Here is a 21,498-nt window from a genome sequence, read left to right as displayed (position 1 = left end):
TTGCAAATGAGCGCCGCCAATCGTAGAAGCGGTCAACAACTCCAGGAGATAAGAATGCGGCCTTCAGGCAGAAAAACCGACCAGATGCGCAAGGTCTCGTTCGAGCGCAATTTTTCCAAGCATGCAGAAGGCTCCTGCCTGGTGAAATTCGGCGACACGCATGTGCTCTGCACGGCAAGTCTCGAGGACAAGACACCGCCGTGGCTGCGCAACACCGGCAAGGGCTGGGTCACGGCCGAATACGGCATGCTGCCGCGGGCGACCGGCGAGCGGATGAAGCGCGAGGCCGCCGCCGGCAAGCAGGGTGGCCGCACCCAGGAAATCCAACGGCTGATCGGCCGCTCGCTGCGCGCCGTCGTCGATCTACAGGCGCTCGGCGAACGGCAGATCACGCTCGATTGCGACGTCATCCAGGCCGATGGCGGCACGCGGACGGCCTCGATCACCGGCGGCTGGATCGCGCTTTACGACTGCCTGAAATGGATGGAAAGCCGCAACATGATCAAGGTCGACCGGGTCCTTAAGGATCATGTCGCCGCCATCTCCTGCGGCGTTTTCGCCAGCCAACCGGTGATCGATCTCGATTATCTCGAGGATTCCTCGGCCGAGACCGATGCGAATTTTGTCATGACCGGCGCCGGCGGCATCGTCGAGATCCAAGGCACGGCCGAAGGCACGCCGTTCAGCGAAGAGGAATTCACCTCGCTGATGCAGCTTGCCAAGAACGGCATCGGCGAACTCGTCGCTCTGCAGAAAGAGGCGATTGCGGGATGAACCCCATGCTGGAAGGCATGTTGGAAACGGCGCTCTATGCGCGGGACCTCGACCAGGCCGAGACGTTCTACGAGGACGTTCTCGGGCTGGAGAAGATCACCCGGGCCGGCAACCGACACGTCTTCTTCCGCTGCGGACCCGGCGTCCTGTTGATCTTCAACCCGGAGGAAACGGTCAAGCCGCCGGCACCGGAGGCGCTGCAGGTGCCTCCGCACGGCACGACCGGCCAGGGTCATGCCTGCTTCCGAGTGTCCGGCAGCCAGATCGATGCGATGGCCGAAAGGCTGATTGCCGCCGGTGTGGCGATCGAATCCGAGGTGCACTGGCCGAATGGCGGCCGCTCGATCTATTTTCGCGATCCGGCCGGCAACAGCCTGGAATGCGCGGAGGCAAAAATCTGGGGCATCGAACAGGATATCTGAATGCGCAAGCTCGAAACCAAAACCATCGTCGTCGCCAGCCACAATGCAGGCAAGATCCGGGAGATCCAGGAACTGATCGGGCCGCTTGGCTTCACCGCTAAATCCGCCGCCGAGCTTAATTTCGTCGAGCCCGACGAGACCGGCACGAGCTTCGAGGAGAATGCGACGATCAAGGCGGTCGCCTCGGCCAATGCCGCCGGCATGCCGGCGCTGTCCGACGATTCCGGGCTGGTGGTCGACGCACTCGGCGGCAATCCCGGCGTCTACACCGCCAATTGGGCGGAGACGTCGGACGGCAGGCGCGATTTCGACATGGCGATGGCCAAGGTGGAAAAGGCGCTGCAGGATGCCGGGGCCACGACGCGCGAACAGCGCGGGGCGCGTTTCGTCAGCGTGCTCTGCCTGGCATGGCCGGACGGCCACACCGAACTCTTTCGAGGCGAGGTCGAAGGCAGCGTCGTCTGGCCGCCGCGCGGCACCCAGGGCTTCGGCTACGATCCGGTCTTCCAGCCCGAGGGTTACGACGTTACCTTCGGGGAAATGAGCGGCGAGGAAAAGCACGGCTGGAACGTTGGCAAGCCGCAGGCGCTGTCGCACCGGGCGCGCGCCTTCAAGCTTTTCGTCGAAACCTGCCTGGAGGCATAGGATCGGTCCGTGGGCAATTTTGACACGCCAAGCCTGTCGCGCGACGCCGCACTTCTGCCCGATACCGGCGAGCCCGGTTTCGGCGTCTATGTGCATTGGCCCTTCTGCGCGGCGAAGTGTCCCTATTGCGACTTCAACAGCCATGTGCGCCATCAGCCGGTCGATCAGGAGCGCTTTGCCGCCGCCTTTCTGAGGGAAACGGCGGCGGTCCGGGCACTCAGCGGGCCGAAGACGGTGTCCAGCATCTTCCTCGGCGGCGGCACGCCGTCGCTGATGAAGCCGGAAACGGTCTCCGCCATTCTCGACGGCATCGCCCGGCACTGGCACGTGCCCGCCGGCATCGAGATCACCATGGAGGCCAATCCGTCGAGCGTCGAGGCCGAACGCTTCCGCGGTTATCGTGTGGCCGGCGTCAACCGTGTTTCGCTCGGGGTGCAGGCGCTTAATGACCGGGATCTGAAATTCCTCGGCCGGCTGCATGACGTCGCCGACGCGCTGAAAGCGATCCGACTGGCGCGCGAGATCTTCCCGCGCATGTCCTTCGACCTCATCTATGCCCGGCCGGACCAGACGGTCGAAGAGTGGGAAAGAGAGCTGAAGCAAGCGATCTCCTATGCGGTCGACCATCTGTCGCTCTATCAGCTGACCATCGAGGAAGGCACGCCCTTCTATGGCCTGCACAAATCAGGCAAGCTGATCGTGCCGGATGGTGAGCAATCGGCGCTGCTCTACGAGGCAACGCAGGAGATCACCGCGCGCGAGGGCATGCCGGCCTATGAGGTCTCCAACCATGCCCGGCCGGGTGCCGAAAGCCGGCATAACCTCACCTACTGGCGTTACGGCGATTATGCCGGCATCGGCCCCGGCGCCCATGGCCGGCTGACGCGCGGGCCTGAAAAGATCGCCACCGCCACCGAGCGCAAGCCGGAGGCCTGGCTCGAGATGGTCGAGCGCGATGGCCACGGCATTCTCGACGAGGAGCGGCTCGGCTACGAGGAGCAGTCGGACGAGCTCTTGCTGATGGGACTGCGGCTGAGAGAAGGCGTCGATCTCGCCCGCTGGCAGCAGCTTTCGGGCCGCGAACTCGACCCGAAACGCGAGGAATTTCTGCTGCAGCACAAATTCGTCGAGCGGATCGGCAATTCGCGGCTGCGCTGCACGCCATCCGGCATGCTGATCCTCGATTCCGTTGTCGCCGACCTTGCTTGCTGACATTCGGGCCTGCTGACATTCGGGGCCGCGGCGTTCGGGAAATCGGCTGATCCCGGCGCGGCGGCGATGCCGCCGTCCACGCCGGAAAGACTTCTCAGCGATGGCCGGTAGCGCCCGATTTGAAAAGGCTGCCTGTCGGCGTCTTCAGGAACATGTCCAGCGGTATATGCTCCTGGTGCAGGAAGCCGGTCGCCGGCAAGAGGCCGTCGCGGACCATTTCGATGACGGCGACGACGGAGGCCGACGTCGTCCAGGCAATCGCCGTACGGCGGGCGCCGGCAATCTCGATCGGATAATAGGCACGCACGAATTCCTTGCGGCGCAGGCTGCCGTTCTCGGTGCCCTCGGCGGCAACATGGACATAGACGACGTCGTCTTCGACAGGCGGCTTGGCATTGGTCAGAATCTCGCCGGCGAGCTCGCGCTTGTCGCGCATCAGCAGCTCATGGAAGAAGAAGTTCATCAGCTCCATATGGCCGGGATAACGCATGGTCTTGTAGTCGAGATTGTCGACCTTGCCGAGCATGGTGTCGCACATGGTGCCGAGACCGCCCGAGGTCGTGAAGGCTTCGAGCTTGACGCCGCCGACATAGGCGGTCTCGTGCCACTCCATCGGCGAGACGAGCTTGCGAACGCCGCCCTCGATGACCTCGCAATCATTCAGATATTCATTGACGACGCCTTCCGGCGACCAGTTGAAGGCATAGCCGAGAAGGCCGGTCGGATGCTGCGGCAGGGCGCCGACGCGCATGCGGATCGACCGGCAGCGATCGAAGCCGTCGGCGAGGCTTGCGCCGACGATGCCGACGAAACCCGGCGCCAGGCCGCATTGCGGCGCCATCAGGCCACGGGCAGTCTTCGACAGCTCGATGATGAAATTGGTCGTAGGCACATCTTCGGTCAGATCGAAATAGTGGATGCCGGCAAGATGGGCGGCGCGGGCCAATTCGATGTTCAGATGATAGGGCAGGCAGGACAGCACCGCCTCGACGCTCGAGAGCAGCTCGCCGATGACCGCGGGATCGGAAATATCGCCGGTGCGGCACTTGAATGGCACCTCGGCCAGCGGCAGCTGCGCATCGACGCCGATCACCTCGAAGCCGCCTTCATGCAAAAGCGTGGCCGCCAGCCGCCCGACCTTGCCGAGACCGAGAACGGCGATCTTTCTAAAACTCATTCATTCCTCCCGCGCGCCTCTTCGACGCTTCTGCTCTTATCGAATCGTATTCCAAGATGCCGCCCATTTGCGGGCGGCACATCTCGGGCCGGAGGTATAGAATAAAAAGCTCATAAAAGAAAACGGCCGGAATCGCTTCCGGCCGTCGAATTCTCGCTGCACAGGGCGTTCTTCGAACGCGCCAGGGACGCTTGCGCGGACTATTCGTTGATCAGTCGCTTCAGAAGCTCGATTTCGTGCGAAAGCTTGGTGTCGCCGGAAATCAGCTCCTCGATCTTGCGCACGGCATGCAGCACGGTCGTGTGATCGCGCCCGCCGAAACGGCGGCCGATCTCCGGAAAGGAGCGCGGCGTCAGCGTCTTCGACAGATACATGGCGATCTGGCGTGGCTTGACGATGACGCGGGTGCGGCGGTTGGAAACCAGTTCCTGGCGCGAGACATTGTAGTGCCTGGCGACGATGCGCTGGATGTCCTCGATGCGCACACGGCGGGGCTCGCCGGAGCCGACGAGATGGGCGAGCAATTCGTCCACACGTTCGATCGACAGGTTCGGCTCGAAGGAGCGGCGGAAGATCAGCTGGTTGAAGGCGCCTTCGAGTTCGCGGCCGCTGGCGGTAATATTGCGGGCGACGTGCTGAAGCAATTCGGCCGGAATTTCGAGCGACGGATCCTCGAGCCGGGCCGCGGCCAGGCGACGCTTGAGGATTTCGAGACGCATTTCGTAATCCGGCGCGTCGAGTTCGATCGCCACGCCGCCCTGCAGGCGCGAACGGACGCGCGGGTCGAGCGACTCCAGTTCCCACGGCGCGCGGTCGGCCGCGACGACGACCTGCTTGGCGCTGTCGAGCAGCATGTTGAGGAGATGGCAGAATTCGTGCTGGATCATCTTGCCCTGCAGGAACTGCATGTCGTCGATGATCAGGAGATCGATGTTGCGCAAGGAATCCTTCAGAGTCAGCGCGTCGTTGTCGCGGATCGCCGTGGCGAAACGCCACATGAAATATTCAGCCGTCAGATAGACGACGCGCAGAGCCCGCGGGTTCTGCACCGCCGCATTGGCGATCGCCTGCAGCAGGTGGGTCTTGCCAAGGCCGACCGTCGAATGGACGAAGAGCGGGTTGAAGCGCACCGCGCCGGAGCCGGCTTCGGCGATCGTCTTGGCAGCCGCAAGCGCGACGCGGTTCGAGCTGCCTTCCACGAAAGTATCGAAGGTGAAACGGCTATCGAGCGGCGAGCCGAAGAGCGGCGTACCGAGGCTTGCCGGCCGTGCGGCCGCAACAGCCGAAACCGCCTGCTGGATGGCCTGGCCGGCTGGCTGGGCGCTTGGCGGACGGCGCATTTGGGCGGGAGCAGCCGGCTCGGGCTGGACCACCTCGTCGACGGCCTTCATGCCGCTGCGCGTTGCCGTGCGCACCAGGATTTCGATCTTCAGGATTTCCGGGTCTTCGGCCTGGAACAGACCGGTGATGAGATCGAGATAACGATTGTTGATCCACGACTTCAGAAAGGTCGTGGGAACCGAGAGCCGAACAACGCTCTTCGATACAGAATGCAGCTTCAGCCTGGCAAACCAGCTGGCATAGACGTCCGGACCGACCTGGGCCTTCAAGCGCGCGCTGACGCGCTCAAACAAAATGCTCTGCTTCATTTCCGCCTTTACTTCCCCCACTTCCAGGCGAATGGAGCCGAACGCCTGCGGTGCCGCATCCCCATTGTCGAGCCCGCCCGCCTTCATCGTATTCATCTGCATAGTGCCGCCTTTCCATTCCACCGGGCGGCCTCCGCTAAATCAGCCGCCCGATTATTCCCCGCTTTGACGGGCCGGCGGCATCCTCATGAAGCCGCTTGCCTGCCGGTTCACTCAAACACGGCGCAGAAATCCGTTGCAGGTACCGCGTTCATGCGGCACCTTCATCCGGCTTTCCGTGCCAGGCTGGCGGTCAATCCTCGTTTCGGCCGACCAGCCCGAACGCAATAATACTATCCCCTATCCGACAGCCTCACGTTAAACGTGTGGTTGCCCTAGGCACAAAACATCCCTGCCCCGTAACAGCCACGTTACAGGCCCAACTCCGTCAAGTGCTTGAAAAAACGGAAGCGCAAGGCTCCGTAACAAATGGCACAAACGTATCGCCCCGCCGACGTGGCAGTTAAGACCGAACTCTGCAGGTGATGTCCGCGCCCTCTGTTGGAAGCCATTTAGGCAGGATCAAATGGCAAGATCAACGATGAATTTTACGCAAAATTAAGAAGCGACCATTGACTCCGCCCGCCCTTTTCGGGCGTCACACCAGCGTCAAAAAAGAATCGCTTTTGAATCAAGGAGATTCCCCGTTCGGGCTATTTTGACACGCATTGAAAGAAAAAAAATAAAAATCTTCTTGACTCGCCCATGGTCCCGGACGCGCGGCCTAGAGTCGCGAGGCCCCAAAGCATCCTTGCGCAAGCCCTTGTTTTTAAATGCTTTTTCCTGTCATGGCACTGACACGAAACAGTCGCGCAATTAACCACGAAGAGGCCAATCGACGGAATCGAAAAAGCCCGGCAAAATTACCGGGCTAATCATAACGAGGAGGTCGTTAATGGACGATTACGCGGTCGCGGCGACCGAAAGAGCCTTCACACGAGCGGCGAGGCGAGAGACCTTGCGCGATGCCGTGTTGGAGTGCAGCACGCCCTTGCTGGCGGCGCGGGCGAGTTCCGGCTGAGCTGCCAGGAAAGCTTCCTTCGCCTTGGCGGCGTCGCCGGATGCGATAGCCTCTTCGACCTGGCGAACGAAAGTACGAACGCGCGAGCGACGAGCCTTATTGACGTCGGTACGGCGGGCGATCTTGCGGGTCGCTTTTTTCGCCGAAGTTGTATTGGCCATGGATGCCTCTCTCAAGAATTCGAACAAACTCCGTCATTACCGCGGGCCCTGCGGCCACCAAATCCAGCAATGCGGGAGCAATCGCGGAAAACCAGACCGGCTTTCCGAACCGTGGGCGGGCATATAACCCTAAAGCCGGCCCACGTCAACGCGGATTTTCAAGCTTTCCAGCCGGAAGCGCCCAAAAGCTTTCAACGGTGCTTAAAGGCTGGTTTGCGCTTCTCGACGAAGGCCGTCATGCCTTCTTTCTGATCATCTGTGGCAAAGAGACTATGAAACAGGCGGCGTTCGAACCGCAAGCCTTCCTCCAGCGTCGTCTCGAATGCGCGGTTGACCGCCTCCTTGGCCATCATGACCGACGGCTGCGAAAGGGACGCGATCTTTTCGGCCGCGGCGAAGGCCTCGTCGAGAAGACGCTCGGGCGCCACCACACGCGAAACGAGTCCCGATCGTTCCGCTTCGGCGGCATCCATCATGCGGCCGGTCAGCACGAGATCCATTGCCTTCGCCTTGCCGACGGCGCGTGTCAGCCGCTGGGAACCGCCCATGCCGGGAATGACGCCGAGGGTGATTTCAGGCTGGCCGAATTTCGCCGTCTCCGAGGCGATGATGAAGTCGCACATCATGGCGAGTTCGCAACCGCCGCCGAGCGCGAAGCCGCTGACGGCGGCGATGACGGGCTTACGGGCCTTGGCGATATCGTCCCAGCCGCTGATGAAGTCACTCTTGTACATGGCGGCGAATTCGAGCGACTGCATCTCCTTGATGTCGGCGCCGGCGGCGAAAGCGCGCTCTGAGCCGGTGATGACGATCGCGCCGATCTCTTCGTCGGCGTGGAAGGCCGCATAGGCCTCCTTCAACTCCTTAAGGACGGTGGAGTTCAGCGCGTTCAGCGCCTGCGGACGGTTCAGCGTGACGAGGCCGACATTGCCTCGGGTTTCGACGATCAGGGTCTCATAGGCCATGCTGCTCTCCCGGTTTCTCACTCTTACTTCTGGCAGGCGGCGCAATAGAAGGTGGAGCGCCCTGCCTGCACGATGCGGGCGACCGTACCGCCGCAACCCGGCGTGCCGCAAGCCTCACTTTCGCGGTCATAAACGGAGAAGGAATGCTGGAAATAGCCGAGCGATCCGTCCGCCTGGATATGGTCGCGCAGCGAGGACCCGCCCGCGGCGATGGCGTCGGCGATGACGTCGCGGATCGAGGCGACGAGCAGGTTCAGCTTCTCCTTCGGCTTGCCGCTTGCCGTCACCAGCGTGCCGGCGGCCCGGATCGGCGAAAGATGCGAGCGCCACAGCGCCTCGCACACATATATATTGCCGAGACCGGCAATATTCTTCTGGTCGAGGAGCGCGCTCTTCAGAGGCTGCGCCTTGTCACGGAAGCGTTCGGCGAGGTAGGCGGCGCTGAGTTCGTTTCCCGTCGGCTCCGGCCCGAGATCGCGGAAGAAGGGATGAGCAGCGAGATCGGCGCGCCTTGCCATATCCATGAACCCGAAACGGCGCGGGTCGTTATAGACCACGCGCCTTGAGCCGCCGGGGCTTTCCAGATGGAAGACGACGTGGTCGTGCTTTTCGTCCTTGGAGCGGGCATGGTGGAATTGCCCCGGCGCATCGGAGGCGGCCCCTTCTTCGACGCGGAAGGAGCCAGACATGCCAAGATGGGAAATCAGCGTGTTGCCGTCGTCGAGATCGACCAGCAGATATTTGGCCCGACGGCCGAGCCCGACAATGGTTCGGCCGGAAACTTTTTCCGAAAAGGCGTCGGGAAAGGGAAAGCGCAAATCCTTGCGGCGCAGCTCCAGCCTTGCGACGCGAGCCCCCTCCATCGTCGGCGCCAGGCCGCGTTTGACCGTTTCGACTTCTGGCAATTCCGGCATCTTAACCCATCTATATCTAACGTGTTTCAACCGAGGACGATGTGCGCTATAGCGCCAGTGTGCCGCGGAGAGCGTGGCCAGTGATAACGTCGCGCGCGGCCTTTCGCTATGGCCGCCGCGCCGATCTGCAAGGAACGGAGCAGCCTGATGTCAGAAAGCCGCACTTCCGCCGATGGCGGCATGGAGACCTCCTACGGCTTCCGCGAGGTCGCCGGCGGCGAGAAGCAGGGCCTGGTCAACCAGGTATTCCACAAGGTCGCCAAGCGCTACGACATCATGAACGATGTCATGTCGGTCGGCATGCACCGGGTCTGGAAAGATGCGATGATCTCGGCGCTCAACCCGCGCAAGGAGCCTGGCTACAAGGTGCTCGACGTGGCCGGCGGCACCGGCGACATTGCCTTCCGCATCGTCGAGGCCTCGGGCCGGCAGGCGCATGCAACCGTGCTCGACATCAACGGCTCGATGCTCGGCGTCGGTGCCGAGCGGGCGGAAAAGAAGAAGCTTTCCGGCAATCTCACCTTCGTCGAGGCGAATGCCGAGGAACTGCCCTTCGAGGCAGCGAGCTTCGACGCCTACACGATCGCTTTCGGCATCCGCAACGTGCCAAGGATCGATGCGGCGCTGTCTGAAGCCTATCGGGTGCTGAAGCGCGGCGGACGGCTGCTGGTGCTCGAATTTTCCGAAGTCGACATGCCGCTTCTCGACAAGATCTATGACGCCTGGTCGTTCAACGCCATTCCGCAATTCGGCAAGGCGATCACCGGCGATGCCGAGCCCTATCAATATCTGGTGGAATCGATCCGCAAATTCCCGAACCAGGAGAATTTCGCGGCAATGATCCGCCAAGCCGGTTTTTCGCGCGTCACCTACACCAATTATACCGGCGGCATCGCCGCACTCCATTCCGGCTGGAAGCTCTGAGGGATGTTGCAGGCCACACGCTTCCTCTCGTTCCTGTGTTCGGCCGCGCCTTTGCAAACAGGCAAGCCTGCATGAGCACATTCGGAGCCTATTTCCGCCTGATCAGGGTCGGCTGGATTCTTGTGCGCGAAGGGGTGATATCGGCGCTGCCGTCGGAAGGCCTGCCGCCGTCGATCAGCCTCGCCAAATCCTTCGTCGGCCTGTTTGCGCGGAGCCGCGCCATGGCGATCAAGCGCAGTGACCGGCTGGCGCAGGCCGTCGAGCGGCTCGGTCCCTCCTATGTGAAGATCGGCCAGTTCCTGGCGACTCGTCCCGATGTCGTCGGCGTCGAATTCGCCAACGACCTGTCGCAGCTGCAGGACCGGATGGCCTTCTTTCCCACGGCTGCCGCCAAGGCCAATATCGAAGGATCGCTCGGCCGGCCGATCGGCGAACTCTATGCGAGCTTCGGCGAGCCGATCGCGGCCGCCTCGATCGCCCAGGTACATCCGGCCGAGGTCGATACACCAGAAGGGCGCAAGAAGGTCGCCGTCAAGATCGTGCGACCCGGCGTGCGCCAGCGTTTTGCCCATGATATCGAGGCGATGTATCTCGTCGCCCATATGCAAGAGCGTTTCATGCCGTCCAGCCGGCGGCTGCGGCCGGTCGAGGTGACGAAGACGCTGGAACAGACGACGAAGGTAGAGATGGATCTTCGCCTGGAGGCGGCGGCGCTTTCGGAGATTTCCGAAAACACCGACAGTGATCCCGGCTTTCGAGTACCGAAGGTCGATTGGGAGCGCACGGGCCGCGATGTCATCACCATGGAATGGATCGACGGCACGCGAATGTCCGATGTCGAGGGGCTGCGGGCGGCCGGCCACGATCTCAACCTGCTCGCCGATACGCTGATCCAGTCCTTCCTGCGCCACACGCTGCGCGACGGTTTCTTCCATGCCGACATGCATCCGGGCAATCTCTTCGTCGATTCGAACGGCATGATCGTCGCCGTCGACATGGGCATTGTCGGGCGGCTCGGCAAGAAGGAACGACGGTTCCTTGCCGAGATCCTCTATGGCTTCATCACCCGCGATTACATCCGCGTCGCCGAGGTGCATTTCGAGGCCGGCTATGTGCCCGGCCACCACAATGTCGAAAGCTTCGCCCAGGCGATCCGGGCGATCGGCGAGCCGATCCACGGGCAGCCGGCCGAGACGATCTCGATGGGCAAGCTGCTGACGCTGCTTTTCGAAGTGACCGAACTCTTCGACATGGCGACACGGCCGGAGCTGGTGATGCTGCAGAAGACCATGGTCGTGGTCGAAGGCGTGTCACGCATGCTCAACCCGCGCTTCAATATGTGGAAGGCCTCCGAGCCTGTCGTCGGCGACTGGATTCGCACCAATCTCGGGCCGAAGCGGATCGTCACCGACCTCAAGGACGGGCTGAAGGCGGCGGTCAAGCTCGCCGAAGCCGCGCCGGACATCGCGGCGAAAACCGAGAAATTTCACCACCAGCTGCTGCATATGAGCGAACACGGCCTGCGTTTCGACGATCAGACGGCCGAGGCGATCGGCAAGGCCGAGGCGCGACACAGCCGCTCGGGCAGGATCGCGCTGTGGGTGATCGCATTGACGCTTCTCTATATTGCCTGGATGCTGAGTTGACGCCTGCCGAAAACATGCGGTGTTCGACATTTGGGATATCCCATGTGAGGGAGGGCTCGCTTAGTCTCGCAGTTTAGGAGATAAGGCACATGCAGCACGAACGCCCCGGCATCGAACTTTCCGGACAACCGCTCGGTTTTGCCGAGATGGTGACGATTGGTGCCGGCAAGGCGAGGATTTCGGCCTCCCCGACCGGCATGGCCCGCATCGCGATTGCCCGCGAGATCGTCGAGGACGCAATTGCCTCGGGCATGCCCGTTTACGGATCGACGACGGGTGTGGGCGCCATGAAGGATGTGGAGTGGTCGCCAGACGAACTCGATACCTTCAATCTCGGCCTGGTGCGCGCCCATCACTTCGGCACCGGAACACCCTTTTCCTGCAATGTCGTGCGCAACGCCATGGCGATCCGCGTCAACACGGCGCTGACCGGCCAGGTCGGCTGCACGTCGGAACTGATCGAGGCCTATATCAGGATGCTCGAGGCCGATCTGATCCCGGTCGTGCGCCGCACCGGCTCGATCGGCTGTGCCGATATCGGCCTGATGGGGCAGATCGGCGCCGTGCTGACCGGCGTCGGCGAAGCCGTCTATCGCGGCAATCGGATGCAGGCGGCCGACGCCTTCCGGGCAGCGGGACTGGAACCGGTACGGATGGCACCGCGCGACAGCCTCGCTTCGCTCAGCATCAATGCGGTGAGCTTCGCAGCGGCGGCGGAAACGACGCGCAATGCGGCGGCCTCGATCCGCATCCTGCTCGCGACCGGGATGATGGCGGCCGGCGCGCTCGGCGCCTCCCGCGATCCCTGGAAGGCGGTCCGCCATGTCGGCACGGCGCGCGAGGCGCTGATCGGCGCCTGGCTCTGCAACGCGTCGGACGAATGGAACTGGCCAGTGGCCACGCATGTGCAGGATCCGCTCAGCCTGCGCATGATCGCCCAGGTGTTCGGGGCCGTCATCGAAAACCTGCTTTCGACCGGTCACAAGATCCTTGCCGCCACCGGACGCTCGGACGACAATCCCGTCGTCGTCGAAGGCCGGGTGATGACATCAGGCGGTTCGCTTCCGCTGGATGTAACGATCCTGCTCGAATCGGCCGCGCTCTGCATGGCGCATGCGGCGCGCAACGCCTTCAACCGCTGCGTCATCCTCGGTAACGGCCAGCGACGCGATCTGCCGGTCAACCTCGTGCCGCCGGGACGGATCGCCACCGGCTTCGGGCCGATCATCAAGCTTGCCGGCGAGATCTTCTCGCGCGTCTTGTCGATGTCCAGCCCCGTTTCGGCGCAGTCGCTGGTCGTCGCGGCCGGCCTGGAGGACGAGGCCGCCTTCCTGCCGCTGGTCATCGAACGCTTCGAGCGGCAGATGCAGGCGCTGAAGCGCCTCGCGGCGCTCGAGGCGCTGTTGTCTGCCCAGGCGATCGACATACTCGGCGATGAACCGAGAGGCGTGGCCGGCATGCTCTACGAGGTCGTGCGCAAACATGCGGCCTTTTATACAGTCGACCGGCCGCTTTCCGCTGAAGTGGAGGCGATCGAGGAAGAGCTTGGATCGGATGACTTTCTCGCCAAACTGACCGAGCAGGTTCCGATCGCTTCGTTCGACGATTTCTTTGCACTCGGCTCGCCAGAGCCCGTCGAAGAACGGCTGACCAGCCGGGCAGGATGATCGCGGGCAAGGCCCAAAATCCGGATCCTGCCCTACATTAATTCGGTCGGGGACATGATGCTGTCCGAGACCCGGCAACGGCCTGACTTCAGTCTAGGGAGCAAGCGGCATGGACTTTGATCTCGTTCTGCAGGGCACGGTGGTGATGCCGAACCGCATTCTCGAAAAAGGCTATGTCGCCGTCAACGCCGGCAGGATCGCCGAAGTCGGCCTTGGCGTCCCGCCGGCGGCGCGCGAACGGCATCTGCTCGGCAAAGCGCTGATCCTTCCCGGCGCCATCGACGCGCAGGTGCATTCGCTCTCTCAGAAGGATCAGGAGGATTTTATCTGGTCGACGCGCTCGGCGGCGGCCGGCGGCGTGACCACGATTGTCGACATGCCCTACGACGAGGGCAATCTCGTCTGTTCGGCGGCGGCGGTGAAGCGGAAGATCGAGCATGCGAACCCACAGGCCCGCGTCGACTTCGCGCTTTACGGCACCGTCGATCCGCAGGAAGGTCCGGCGCGGATTCCCGAAATGGTCGAGGCCGGCGTCGCCGCCTTCAAGTTTTCGACCTTCGGCACCGATCCCAAACGATTTCCGCGCATTCCCCCCGCCCTGCTCGACGCCTGTTTTGCGGCAATCGCGCCGACGGGGCTGACGGCGGGCGTGCACAATGAAGACGACGAGGCGGTGCGCAGCTACATGGAGCAGGTCAAGGCAAGCGGCATCACCGACTGGCGGGCGCATGGCCTGTCGCGGCCTGCGATTACCGAGCTTCTGGCGATGCATACGATCTTCGAGACCGGCGCCAATACCGGCTGCCCCGCCCATGTGGTGCACTGCTCGCTCGGGCGCGGCTACGATATCGCCCGCGCCTACCGCCGCGACGGTCTTGCGGCGACCGTCGAATGCTGCATCCACTACCTGACGCTCGACGAGGAAAACGACGTGAAGCGCCTGGGCGGCAAGGCGAAGATCAATCCGCCCATCCGGCCGCGCGCCGAGGTGGAAAAGCTCTGGCGCAAGGTGGCCGAGGGCGATGTCTGGCTGGTCTCGACCGACCACGTCAGCTGGTCGGAAAACCGCAAGACCAATCCCGACATGCTCGCCAATGCCTCCGGCGTTCCCGGCCTCGAGGTGATGGTGCCGCTTTTCGTCAAAGGGGCGCTCGAACGCGGCATTCCCTTGACCTGGGCGGCGCGGCTGATGGCGGAAAATCCGGCCAGGCATTTCCGGCTCGACCATATCAAGGGAGCGCTGACCCCGGGCAAGGATGCCGATATCACCGTGCTCGAACCGCGAGACAGCGTCTACGACGCGTCGGCGAGCGGCAACAATGTCGTCGGCTGGAGCCCCTATAACGGCATCCGCCTGCCATGGACCGTCTCGGCCACTTATCTCAGCGGCAAAAAAATCGCCGAGGGCGGCAGGATGCTGGCCGCGCCCGGCACCGGCCGGTTCGTCCGACCGCTGCCACGCCAGGTCGTTGCGGGAGCCTCCGCATGAGCCGCAATCTTCCCGTCAATGCCGGCCGCATCGCTGAAGATATCACGGCGCTGGCCGAAATCACCGAGCCGGGACGTCCCTGGACGCGGCGGGCCTTTACGCCGCTCTTTCTCAAAGGCCGGGCCTATATCGAGGCGCGGATGAAGGCGGCGGGACTGGAAACGCGCATCGATCCCGCCGGCAATCTGATCGGCCGGCGCACGGGCCGCAAACCCTGGCTCGGCACGATCATGGTCGGTTCGCATTCCGACACGGTTCCAGATGGCGGCCGCTTCGATGGCATCGCCGGGGTGATCTCGGCGCTGGAAGTGGCGCGCGCACTCAGCGACCAAGCTATCGAGCTCGACCACGATCTCGAAATCGTCGATTTCCTTGCCGAGGAGGTCAGCATCTTCGGCGTCTCCTGCGTCGGCAGCCGCGGCATGACCGGCCAATTGCCGGAGGCCTGGCTTTCGCGCGCCAGCGACGGGCGCGACCTGGCCGAGAGCATCGCTGAGCTTGGCGGCAGACCCGATGTGCTGATGCAGCAGAACCGGCCTTATATAGCAGGCTTTCTCGAGCTCCATATCGAACAAGGCCCGGTGCTCGAAGCCGAAAAGGAGGATATCGGCATCGTTACCGCGATCTCCGGCATCACCCGCTTGGAGATCACCATCGAGGGGCGGGCCGACCATGCTGGCACGACGCCGATGGACCGGCGGGCCGATGCGCTGGTGGCGGCCGCGCAGCTGGTGCTCGACATCCGCAATGCTGCCGCCGAGCTTGCCAAAATGCCGGGCCACTTCGCGGCGACGGTCGGAGAGTTCCGGATCGAGCCGAACGCCGCCAATGTCGTGCCGTCGAAAGTGGTGCTGCTGATCGACGGACGCGCGGAAATCCGCGCCGACATGGAAGCCTTCTGCCGCTGGCTCGACGGGCATGTCGGAAAGCTGGCGGGCGCCTATGGCGTGACGATCAAGGCGCCGAACCGGGTTTCCGACAATCTGCCGACGCCGGGCGATGCGGGGCTGCTTGCGACGCTGGAGGCTGCCTGCACCCGGGTCGGCGCCAAACATCGGCGCATGGCCTCCGGCGCGGGGCACGACACGGCCTGGATCGCCAAGGTGGCGCCGGCGGCGATGATCTTCGTGCCTTGCCGGGAGGGCCGCAGCCATTGCCCCGACGAATGGGCCGAGAATGACGATATCGCACTCGGCGCCGCCGCGCTTTTCGAAGCGGTGCGCGAGATGGACAAGAACTCGAATGAGGAGACGCCGAATGGGACGCATACTGGTTGAAAAGGACGTGGAAGCGGCCGTCAAGGGCGGCTCCGTCTATGCCGCCGGCGGCGGCGGCTGGGCCGATCACGGGCGGATGCTCGGTTATGCCGCCGTCAGCATCGGCAAGCCGGAACTGGTGTCGATCGACGAATTGAAGGATGATGACTGGGTCGCCACGGCAGCCGCGATCGGTGCGCCGGCCTCCACCACACCCTGGGAGATGCAAGGCATCGACTATGTGAAGGCCGTCCAGTTGCTGCAGGAGGCGCTGGGCGAGAAGCTCTCGGGGCTGATCATCGGCCAGAACGGCAAGTCCTCGACGCTGAACGGCTGGCTGCCGTCGGCGATCCTCGGCACCAAGGTGGTCGACGCCGTCGGCGATATCCGCGCCCATCCGACAGGCGACATGGGCTCGATCGGCATGGCCGGGTCGCCCGAGCCGATGATTCAGACCGCGGTCGGCGGCAATCGGGCTGAGGACCGTTACATGGAACTGGTGGTGAAGGGGGCGACGGCGAAGATCTCGCCGGTGCTGCGGGCTGCTGCCGATCAGTCCGGTGGCTTTATTGCCAGCTGTCGCAATCCGCTGAGGGCCTCCTATGTACGCAGCCATGCGGCGCTCGGCGGCATCTCTATGGCGCTTGCACTCGGGGAAGCGATCATCGCCGCGGAAAAGCGCGGCGGATCAGCCGTGATCGATGCGATCTGCAAGACGACGGGCGGGCATATTCTCGCCGAAGGCGTCATCGCTCGGAAGGATGTCGTCTACACCAAGGAGGCCTTCGACATCGGCACGATCACCGTCGGCTCGGGCGAGACATCGGTGACGCTGCATGTGATGAACGAATACATGGCCGTCGACGATGCGGGGGGCGGGCGGCTTGCAACCTTCCCCGCCGTCATCACCACGCTTTCTGAGGAGGGCGAACCGCTCAGCGTCGGCCAGCTTCGCGACGGCATGCAGATCTTCGTCCTGCATGTGCCGATGGATATCATTCCGCTTTCGGCAAGCGTGCTCGATCCGGCGGTCTATCCCGTCGTCGAGCAGGCGATGGGGATCGAGATCGCGCGTTATGCGCTGGCGGCGAAGGCCTGAGCCATGGCGCGCGATCCAGGCCTCGAAGAACTGCTGCGCGAGGAACTCGGCGACCGGCCGGGTCTTGCCGAAAAATCCATGTTCGGCGGCCGGGCCTTCATGCTGAACGGCAACCTTCTCTGCGGCGCGCGCAGCGACGGCATGCTGATCCGGCTCGGCAAGGGCAATGACGACTGGGCGCTGGCACTGCCCGGGGTGATCCAGATGCTGATGGGCGAGCGGGTGATGCATGGCTGGGTGCGGGCCAGTGCCGAGGTTTACGGCGACGATGCGCTGAGACGGCGTTTGCTCGATGCTGCGCTCACCTTTGTGGAATCACTGCCGGGCAAATAAAGAACGATGCAAATCTACCGACCGGGGTCGAGCCACAGGTCTCGACCCATCCTTTGGACCCCCGCTGGGCGAAGGGAAAGTAGAGAACAAAGCGAGGAAACTACGATGCCCAAGGCCAATCCGCGCCATCCGAAATTTCCCATTCCCGGCGGACCGGAGCTGCGTGCCAAGGGCTGGCGGCAGGAGGCTCTGCTGCGGCTCTTGGAAAACGTGCTCTCGGTCGGTGAGGATCCCGACAATCTGATCGTCTATGCCGCTCTCGGCAAGGCGGCGCGCAACTGGGCGGCGCACAAGGGCATCGTCAAGGCGCTGACCGAGATGGACGAGGACCAGACGCTGCTCATCCAGTCCGGCAAGCCGATCGGACTGGTGCGAACCCATGACAAGGCGCCGCTCGTCATCATGGCGAACTGCAACATCGTCGGCCAATGGGCAAAGGCCGAAGTGTTCTACGAGCTGCAGCGCAAGGGGCTGATCTGCTGGGGCGGGCTGACGGCCGGCGCCTGGCAATATATCGGCAGCCAGGGCGTCATCCAGGGAACCTACGAGATCTTCATGCGCATCGCCGAGCGGCGCTTCGGCGGCGATCTCCATGGCAGGTTCGTGCTGACCGCCGGTCTCGGCGGCATGGGCGGGGCCCAGCCGCTCGCCGGCCGCATGGCGGGGGCGGCGATCCTCTGCGTCGACATCGATCCCGAGCGGGCGCGCAAACGCCAGCAGATCGGCTATCTCCAGGAGATCGCCCCCGACCTCGATACCGCCCTTGCAATGATCGATGCGGCGGTGAAGGACAAACGGGCGCTGTCCATCGGGCTGGTCGGCAATGCGGCGGAGGTCTATCCGGAGATCGCGGGCCGCGGCATTGTACCCGACATCGTCACCGATCAGACCTCGGCGCATGATCTCGTCTACGGCTATATGCCGAAGGGTATGAGCCTCGACCAGGTCAAGGGTTTGCGTGATGACGGCCAGGGGCAATTGATGGCGGCAAGCCGCGCCTCGATCGTCGAGCATGTGAGCGCGATGCTGGAGTTCCAGAAAAAGGGTTCTGAAGTCTTCGATAATGGCAACCTTATCCGCACACAGGCCCACGAAGGCGGCGTCGCCAACGCCTTCGACATCCCGATCTTCACCGAAGCCTATCTCAGGCCGCTGTTTGCCCGGGCAATCGGGCCGTTCCGCTGGATGGCGCTCTCGGGCGAGGAGAGCGATATCGCCCGCATCGATGATCTGCTGCTCGAGATGTTTCCCGACAACAAGATCATCACCAACTGGATCCGGCTGGCACGCGAGCACGTGCCCTTCGAGGGGTTGCCGGCGCGCATCGCCTGGCTCGGCCACGGCGAACGCACCGCGCTCGCACGGCGTGTCAACGCTCTCGTGGCAAGCGGCGACATCAAAGGCCCGGTCGCCTTCTCCCGCGACCATCTCGATGCCGGCGCCATGGCGCATCCCAATATCATGACCGAGCGGATGAAGGACGGCTCCGACGCGATCGCCGACTGGCCGCTGATCGATGCGATGATGCTCTGCTCGTCGATGGCCGATCTCGTCGTCGTCCATTCCGGCGGCGGCGGATATGCCGGCTATATGACGAGCTGCGGCGTCACCGTCGTCGCCGACGGCACCGATGCCGCCGATGAACGGCTCGACCATGCGCTGACCAACGATACCGCACTCGGCGTCATGCGGTACGCCGATGCGGGCTACGAGGAGGCGCTGGACGAGGTGGCGAAGAAGGAGGTGCCCTATCTCAGCCTTGGTTGAAATAGATCTAGAATTGCTATATATCATTGTCATATCTCATTGAGGGCTGTGACATGGAAACAGCAAAGATCTTCTGGTCGGGACGTTCCCAGGCCGTCCGACTGCCAAAGGAATTCCGTTTCGAAGGGGACAGCGTCACCATTCGACGGCAGGGGCGCGCGATCATTCTCGAGCCGAGTTCCGATGATTGGGACTGGCTTGCCGACGTGACCGGTCCGGTCGATCCCGACTTTGCGACAGCGACGGAAGAGCAACCTATCGGGCAGGAACGGCCTGAACTCGACTTCTTCAAATGAAATATCTGCTCGATGCGAATGCCGTTATAGCGCTGATGAAGGGCAACGAGCGCCTCCTGGCCGAACTGCGCAAACACAGGCCGCAAGATTTCGCCGTCCCGGCAATCGTCGCGCATAAACTCTTCTACGGCGCCTACAAAAGCCTGCGGAGCGATGAGAATCTGGCGCGGATCGATGCGTTGCAATTCGATATCCTGGAGTTCGACCGAGACGACGCGCGCAAAGCGGCGGAAATCCGCGCAGCGCTGCAGGCATCGGGAACGCCGATCGGACCCTATGACGTGCTGATTGCCGGGCAGGCCGCCGCGCGCGGCCTCACCCTGATCACCCGAAATCTCCGCGAGTTTGAACGCGTGGCGGACCTCCAGACCGAGAATTGGGAAGGCTAGCTTCAGCCCGCCATGGCAGCGCGTCAGGCGATCGGATTGGAGACTTCGAGGAGGTTGCCGTCGGGGTCCCTGAAATAGACCGAGCGCAGCCGTCCAGTCGCACCGGCGCGCTCGACCGGGCCTTCTTCGATCGCAACACCTGAGGCCCGCAGATGGGTGATGACATCGGCGAGTTGTGTCTCGGCGATGAAGCAGAGGTCGCCGGAGCCTGGTGTCGGATGTCGCGCCTTGGGTTCGAATTCACGGCGGACCTGATGCAGGTTGATTTTCTGCCGGCCGAATTTCAGCGCCTTGCGGCCTTCCGCGAAGGTTTCGACCGACATGCCGAGGATACGGGCATAAAAATCGCAGGTGGCAGCAATATCGGCGACGGTCAGCACGAGGTGGTCGAGATGGTCAATGCGAATCATGGTTTTCTCCTCGCAAAGTGCTGGGCGACACAGGCTGACATAAAGGCCAGCGCCAGCATGGCAAGCGTGAAGAAAACGACGGCGGTCCAGCCCTCCACTGCGAAGAACCAGCCGCCGGCCGAACCGATGAGGCTGGAGCCGACGTAATAGGCCAGCATGTAGATGGATGAGGCATGTCCCTTATTGCCAAGGGCAAGCTTGCCGACGAGGCCGCTCGCGATGGAATGGCTCATGAAGAAGCCGGTCGTCAGCACTGTGATACCGAGAATGATCGACGGCAGCGGGGCAAAGAGCGTGAGCGCGCTGCCGGCGGCGGTCAGCGCCAGGCCAAAGAGCAGCACTGGAAAGTGTCCAATCCGGTCTCCCAGCAGGCCGCCGATCGAGGCGGCGCCGATACCGAAGAGATAGACGGTGAAGATCAGGCCGAGCTCCGTCTGGTTGAGGCCGTAGGGAGGCGCCACGAGGCGGAAACCGGCATAATTGTAGATCGTCACGAAGGAGCCCATCGCCAGGAACGCGATGGCGAAAATGAAGGGCAGCGCCGGATTTCGAAGATGGCCGAGCCAGGCCCTCGCGTGAAAACGCGGGTCGAGGCCGGGCCGGCGGAGGAAATTCCTTGACGGCGGCAGCAGGGCGATGAAGCCGATCGCGGCAGCAAGGCCGATGGCGCCAATGAGGAAGAGCGCCGGGCGCCAGCTGAAATATTCGGCGAAGATGCCGGTGAGCACGCGTCCGGACATACCGCCGAACGCCGTGCCGCCGACATAGAGGCCCATGGTGGCGCCGAGGCCGCGCGGATCGACTTCCTCGGCAAGATAGGCCATGGCGACAGCAGGCACGCCGCCGAGAACGAGACCCTGCAGGGCGCGGATCACGAGCAGCAAGTGCCAGTTCGGGGCGAAAGCCGTGGCGATTGTCAGTACAGCCGCACCGACCAGCGATATCGACATCAGACTGCGGCGGCCAAGACCTTCCGAGACGGCGGCGGCGCAGACGATGGCAATCGCCAGGAAACCGGTGGAGAGCGAGAGTGAAAGCGAGCTTTCGGCCGGGCTGACGGAGAATTCCCGCGAGAAGACCGGCAGCAGCGGCTGCACGCAATAAAGCAGCGAGAAGGTGGAAAAGCCGGAGAGGAACAGCGCGAAGCTGGCACGGCGATAAGCGCCGGTGCCGCGTCTGAGGTAGTCCTTCTGCCCCGGGATCGCAGCCTTTGAAGTCTTCACGTCCTGCGCCGGCGGCATCT

The 21,498-nt window shown here is 63.2% G+C and carries 21 protein-coding genes; 14 read left to right on the top strand and 7 right to left on the bottom strand.

Annotated elements, in window-relative coordinates:
• Positions 1-54: 54 nt before the first annotated feature.
• From rph to hemW, 4 genes are read left to right on the top strand one after another with little or no spacing between them, the layout of a single operon-like run.
• Positions 55-774, top strand: coding sequence for a ribonuclease PH (gene rph, locus J0663_RS10590; RefSeq protein WP_207244331.1), 720 nt, complete (start codon positions 55-57; stop codon positions 772-774).
• Positions 771-1,196, top strand: coding sequence for a VOC family protein (locus J0663_RS10585; RefSeq protein WP_207244330.1), 426 nt, complete (start codon positions 771-773; stop codon positions 1,194-1,196). Before rph ends, J0663_RS10585 begins: the two co-directional genes overlap by 4 nt.
• On the top strand, positions 1,197-1,841 hold the full coding sequence (rdgB, locus tag J0663_RS10580; protein ID WP_207244329.1) for an RdgB/HAM1 family non-canonical purine NTP pyrophosphatase: 645 nt from the start codon (positions 1,197-1,199) through the stop codon (positions 1,839-1,841).
• A 9-nt stretch (positions 1,842-1,850) separates the two neighbouring features.
• Positions 1,851-3,053 carry a radical SAM family heme chaperone HemW gene (hemW, locus tag J0663_RS10575; RefSeq protein ID WP_207244328.1) on the top strand — a complete coding sequence of 401 codons (1,203 nt, stop codon included), beginning with the start codon at positions 1,851-1,853 and terminating at the stop codon, positions 3,051-3,053.
• 94 nt (positions 3,054-3,147) lie between these two features.
• On the opposite strand, the gene J0663_RS10570 is transcribed toward hemW, so the two are convergent.
• The 5 genes from J0663_RS10570 to mutM form a co-directional block, all read right to left on the bottom strand.
• Complete coding sequence (locus J0663_RS10570) at positions 3,148-4,230, bottom strand: saccharopine dehydrogenase family protein (RefSeq protein ID WP_207244327.1); 1,083 nt, start codon at positions 4,228-4,230, stop codon at positions 3,148-3,150.
• A gap of 200 nt (positions 4,231-4,430) precedes the next feature.
• A complete protein-coding gene (gene dnaA / locus J0663_RS10565) occupies positions 4,431-5,981 on the bottom strand; it encodes a chromosomal replication initiator protein DnaA (RefSeq protein ID WP_207244477.1) in 1,551 nt (516 codons plus the stop codon).
• An 840-nt stretch (positions 5,982-6,821) separates the two neighbouring features.
• Positions 6,822-7,100: a 30S ribosomal protein S20 gene (gene rpsT, locus J0663_RS10560; protein WP_037065626.1), complete on the bottom strand. Its 279-nt coding sequence runs from the start codon at positions 7,098-7,100 to the stop codon at positions 6,822-6,824.
• 191 nt (positions 7,101-7,291) lie between these two features.
• The gene (locus J0663_RS10555) at positions 7,292-8,065 is read right to left on the bottom strand and encodes an enoyl-CoA hydratase (protein WP_207244326.1); all 774 of its coding nucleotides are present in this window, start codon (positions 8,063-8,065) and stop codon (positions 7,292-7,294) included.
• Positions 8,066-8,088: 23 nt separating this feature from the next.
• Positions 8,089-8,979, bottom strand: coding sequence for a bifunctional DNA-formamidopyrimidine glycosylase/DNA-(apurinic or apyrimidinic site) lyase (gene mutM, locus J0663_RS10550; protein WP_207244325.1), 891 nt, complete (start codon positions 8,977-8,979; stop codon positions 8,089-8,091).
• Positions 8,980-9,126: 147 nt separating this feature from the next.
• Here mutM and ubiE point away from each other — a divergent pair, with 147 nt between their 5' ends.
• The 10 genes from ubiE (at position 9,127) to J0663_RS10500 (ending at position 19,845) form a co-directional block, all read left to right on the top strand.
• Positions 9,127-9,903 carry a bifunctional demethylmenaquinone methyltransferase/2-methoxy-6-polyprenyl-1,4-benzoquinol methylase UbiE gene (gene ubiE, locus J0663_RS10545; protein WP_207244324.1) on the top strand — a complete coding sequence of 259 codons (777 nt, stop codon included), beginning with the start codon at positions 9,127-9,129 and terminating at the stop codon, positions 9,901-9,903.
• A gap of 71 nt (positions 9,904-9,974) precedes the next feature.
• Positions 9,975-11,549, top strand: coding sequence for a 2-polyprenylphenol 6-hydroxylase (gene ubiB, locus J0663_RS10540; protein ID WP_207244323.1), 1,575 nt, complete (start codon positions 9,975-9,977; stop codon positions 11,547-11,549).
• 89 nt (positions 11,550-11,638) lie between these two features.
• Positions 11,639-13,216, top strand: a complete 1,578-nt coding sequence (locus tag J0663_RS10535) for an aromatic amino acid lyase (protein ID WP_207244322.1) — start codon at positions 11,639-11,641, stop codon at positions 13,214-13,216.
• Between the two features lie 109 nt (positions 13,217-13,325).
• Positions 13,326-14,705 carry a dihydroorotase gene (locus J0663_RS10530; RefSeq protein WP_207244321.1) on the top strand — a complete coding sequence of 460 codons (1,380 nt, stop codon included), beginning with the start codon at positions 13,326-13,328 and terminating at the stop codon, positions 14,703-14,705.
• Positions 14,702-15,982 (top strand): Zn-dependent hydrolase, encoded by a 1,281-nt coding sequence (locus tag J0663_RS10525; protein WP_207244320.1) that lies wholly within the window; start codon positions 14,702-14,704, stop codon positions 15,980-15,982. Before J0663_RS10530 ends, J0663_RS10525 begins: the two co-directional genes overlap by 4 nt.
• Positions 15,963-17,060: a thiohydantoin desulfurase gene (locus tag J0663_RS10520; protein WP_207244319.1), complete on the top strand. Its 1,098-nt coding sequence runs from the start codon at positions 15,963-15,965 to the stop codon at positions 17,058-17,060. The genes J0663_RS10525 and J0663_RS10520 overlap by 20 nt, the downstream gene beginning before the upstream one ends.
• 3 nt (positions 17,061-17,063) lie before the next feature.
• Positions 17,064-17,393: a TfoX/Sxy family protein gene (locus tag J0663_RS10515; RefSeq protein ID WP_207244318.1), complete on the top strand. Its 330-nt coding sequence runs from the start codon at positions 17,064-17,066 to the stop codon at positions 17,391-17,393.
• A 105-nt stretch (positions 17,394-17,498) separates the two neighbouring features.
• Positions 17,499-19,160 carry a thiourocanate hydratase gene (locus tag J0663_RS10510; protein ID WP_207244317.1) on the top strand — a complete coding sequence of 554 codons (1,662 nt, stop codon included), beginning with the start codon at positions 17,499-17,501 and terminating at the stop codon, positions 19,158-19,160.
• A gap of 53 nt (positions 19,161-19,213) precedes the next feature.
• Positions 19,214-19,456, top strand: coding sequence for an antitoxin (locus J0663_RS10505; protein WP_207244316.1), 243 nt, complete (start codon positions 19,214-19,216; stop codon positions 19,454-19,456).
• Positions 19,453-19,845: a type II toxin-antitoxin system VapC family toxin gene (locus J0663_RS10500; RefSeq protein WP_207244315.1), complete on the top strand. Its 393-nt coding sequence runs from the start codon at positions 19,453-19,455 to the stop codon at positions 19,843-19,845. The genes J0663_RS10505 and J0663_RS10500 overlap by 4 nt, the downstream gene beginning before the upstream one ends.
• 23 nt (positions 19,846-19,868) lie before the next feature.
• On the opposite strand, the gene J0663_RS10495 is transcribed toward J0663_RS10500, so the two are convergent.
• Both J0663_RS10495 and J0663_RS10490 read right to left on the bottom strand, forming a co-directional pair.
• The gene (locus tag J0663_RS10495; RefSeq protein WP_207244314.1) at positions 19,869-20,255 is read right to left on the bottom strand and encodes a VOC family protein; all 387 of its coding nucleotides are present in this window, start codon (positions 20,253-20,255) and stop codon (positions 19,869-19,871) included.
• A complete protein-coding gene (locus J0663_RS10490; RefSeq protein ID WP_207244476.1) occupies positions 20,252-21,496 on the bottom strand; it encodes an MFS transporter in 1,245 nt (414 codons plus the stop codon). The genes J0663_RS10495 and J0663_RS10490 overlap by 4 nt, the downstream gene beginning before the upstream one ends.
• Between the last annotated feature and the right edge of the window lie 2 nt (positions 21,497-21,498).

The organism is Rhizobium lentis, assembly GCF_017352135.1.
Classification (GTDB): domain Bacteria; phylum Pseudomonadota; class Alphaproteobacteria; order Rhizobiales; family Rhizobiaceae; genus Rhizobium; species Rhizobium lentis.
This window is presented reverse-complemented; position numbering and strand designations above follow the sequence as displayed.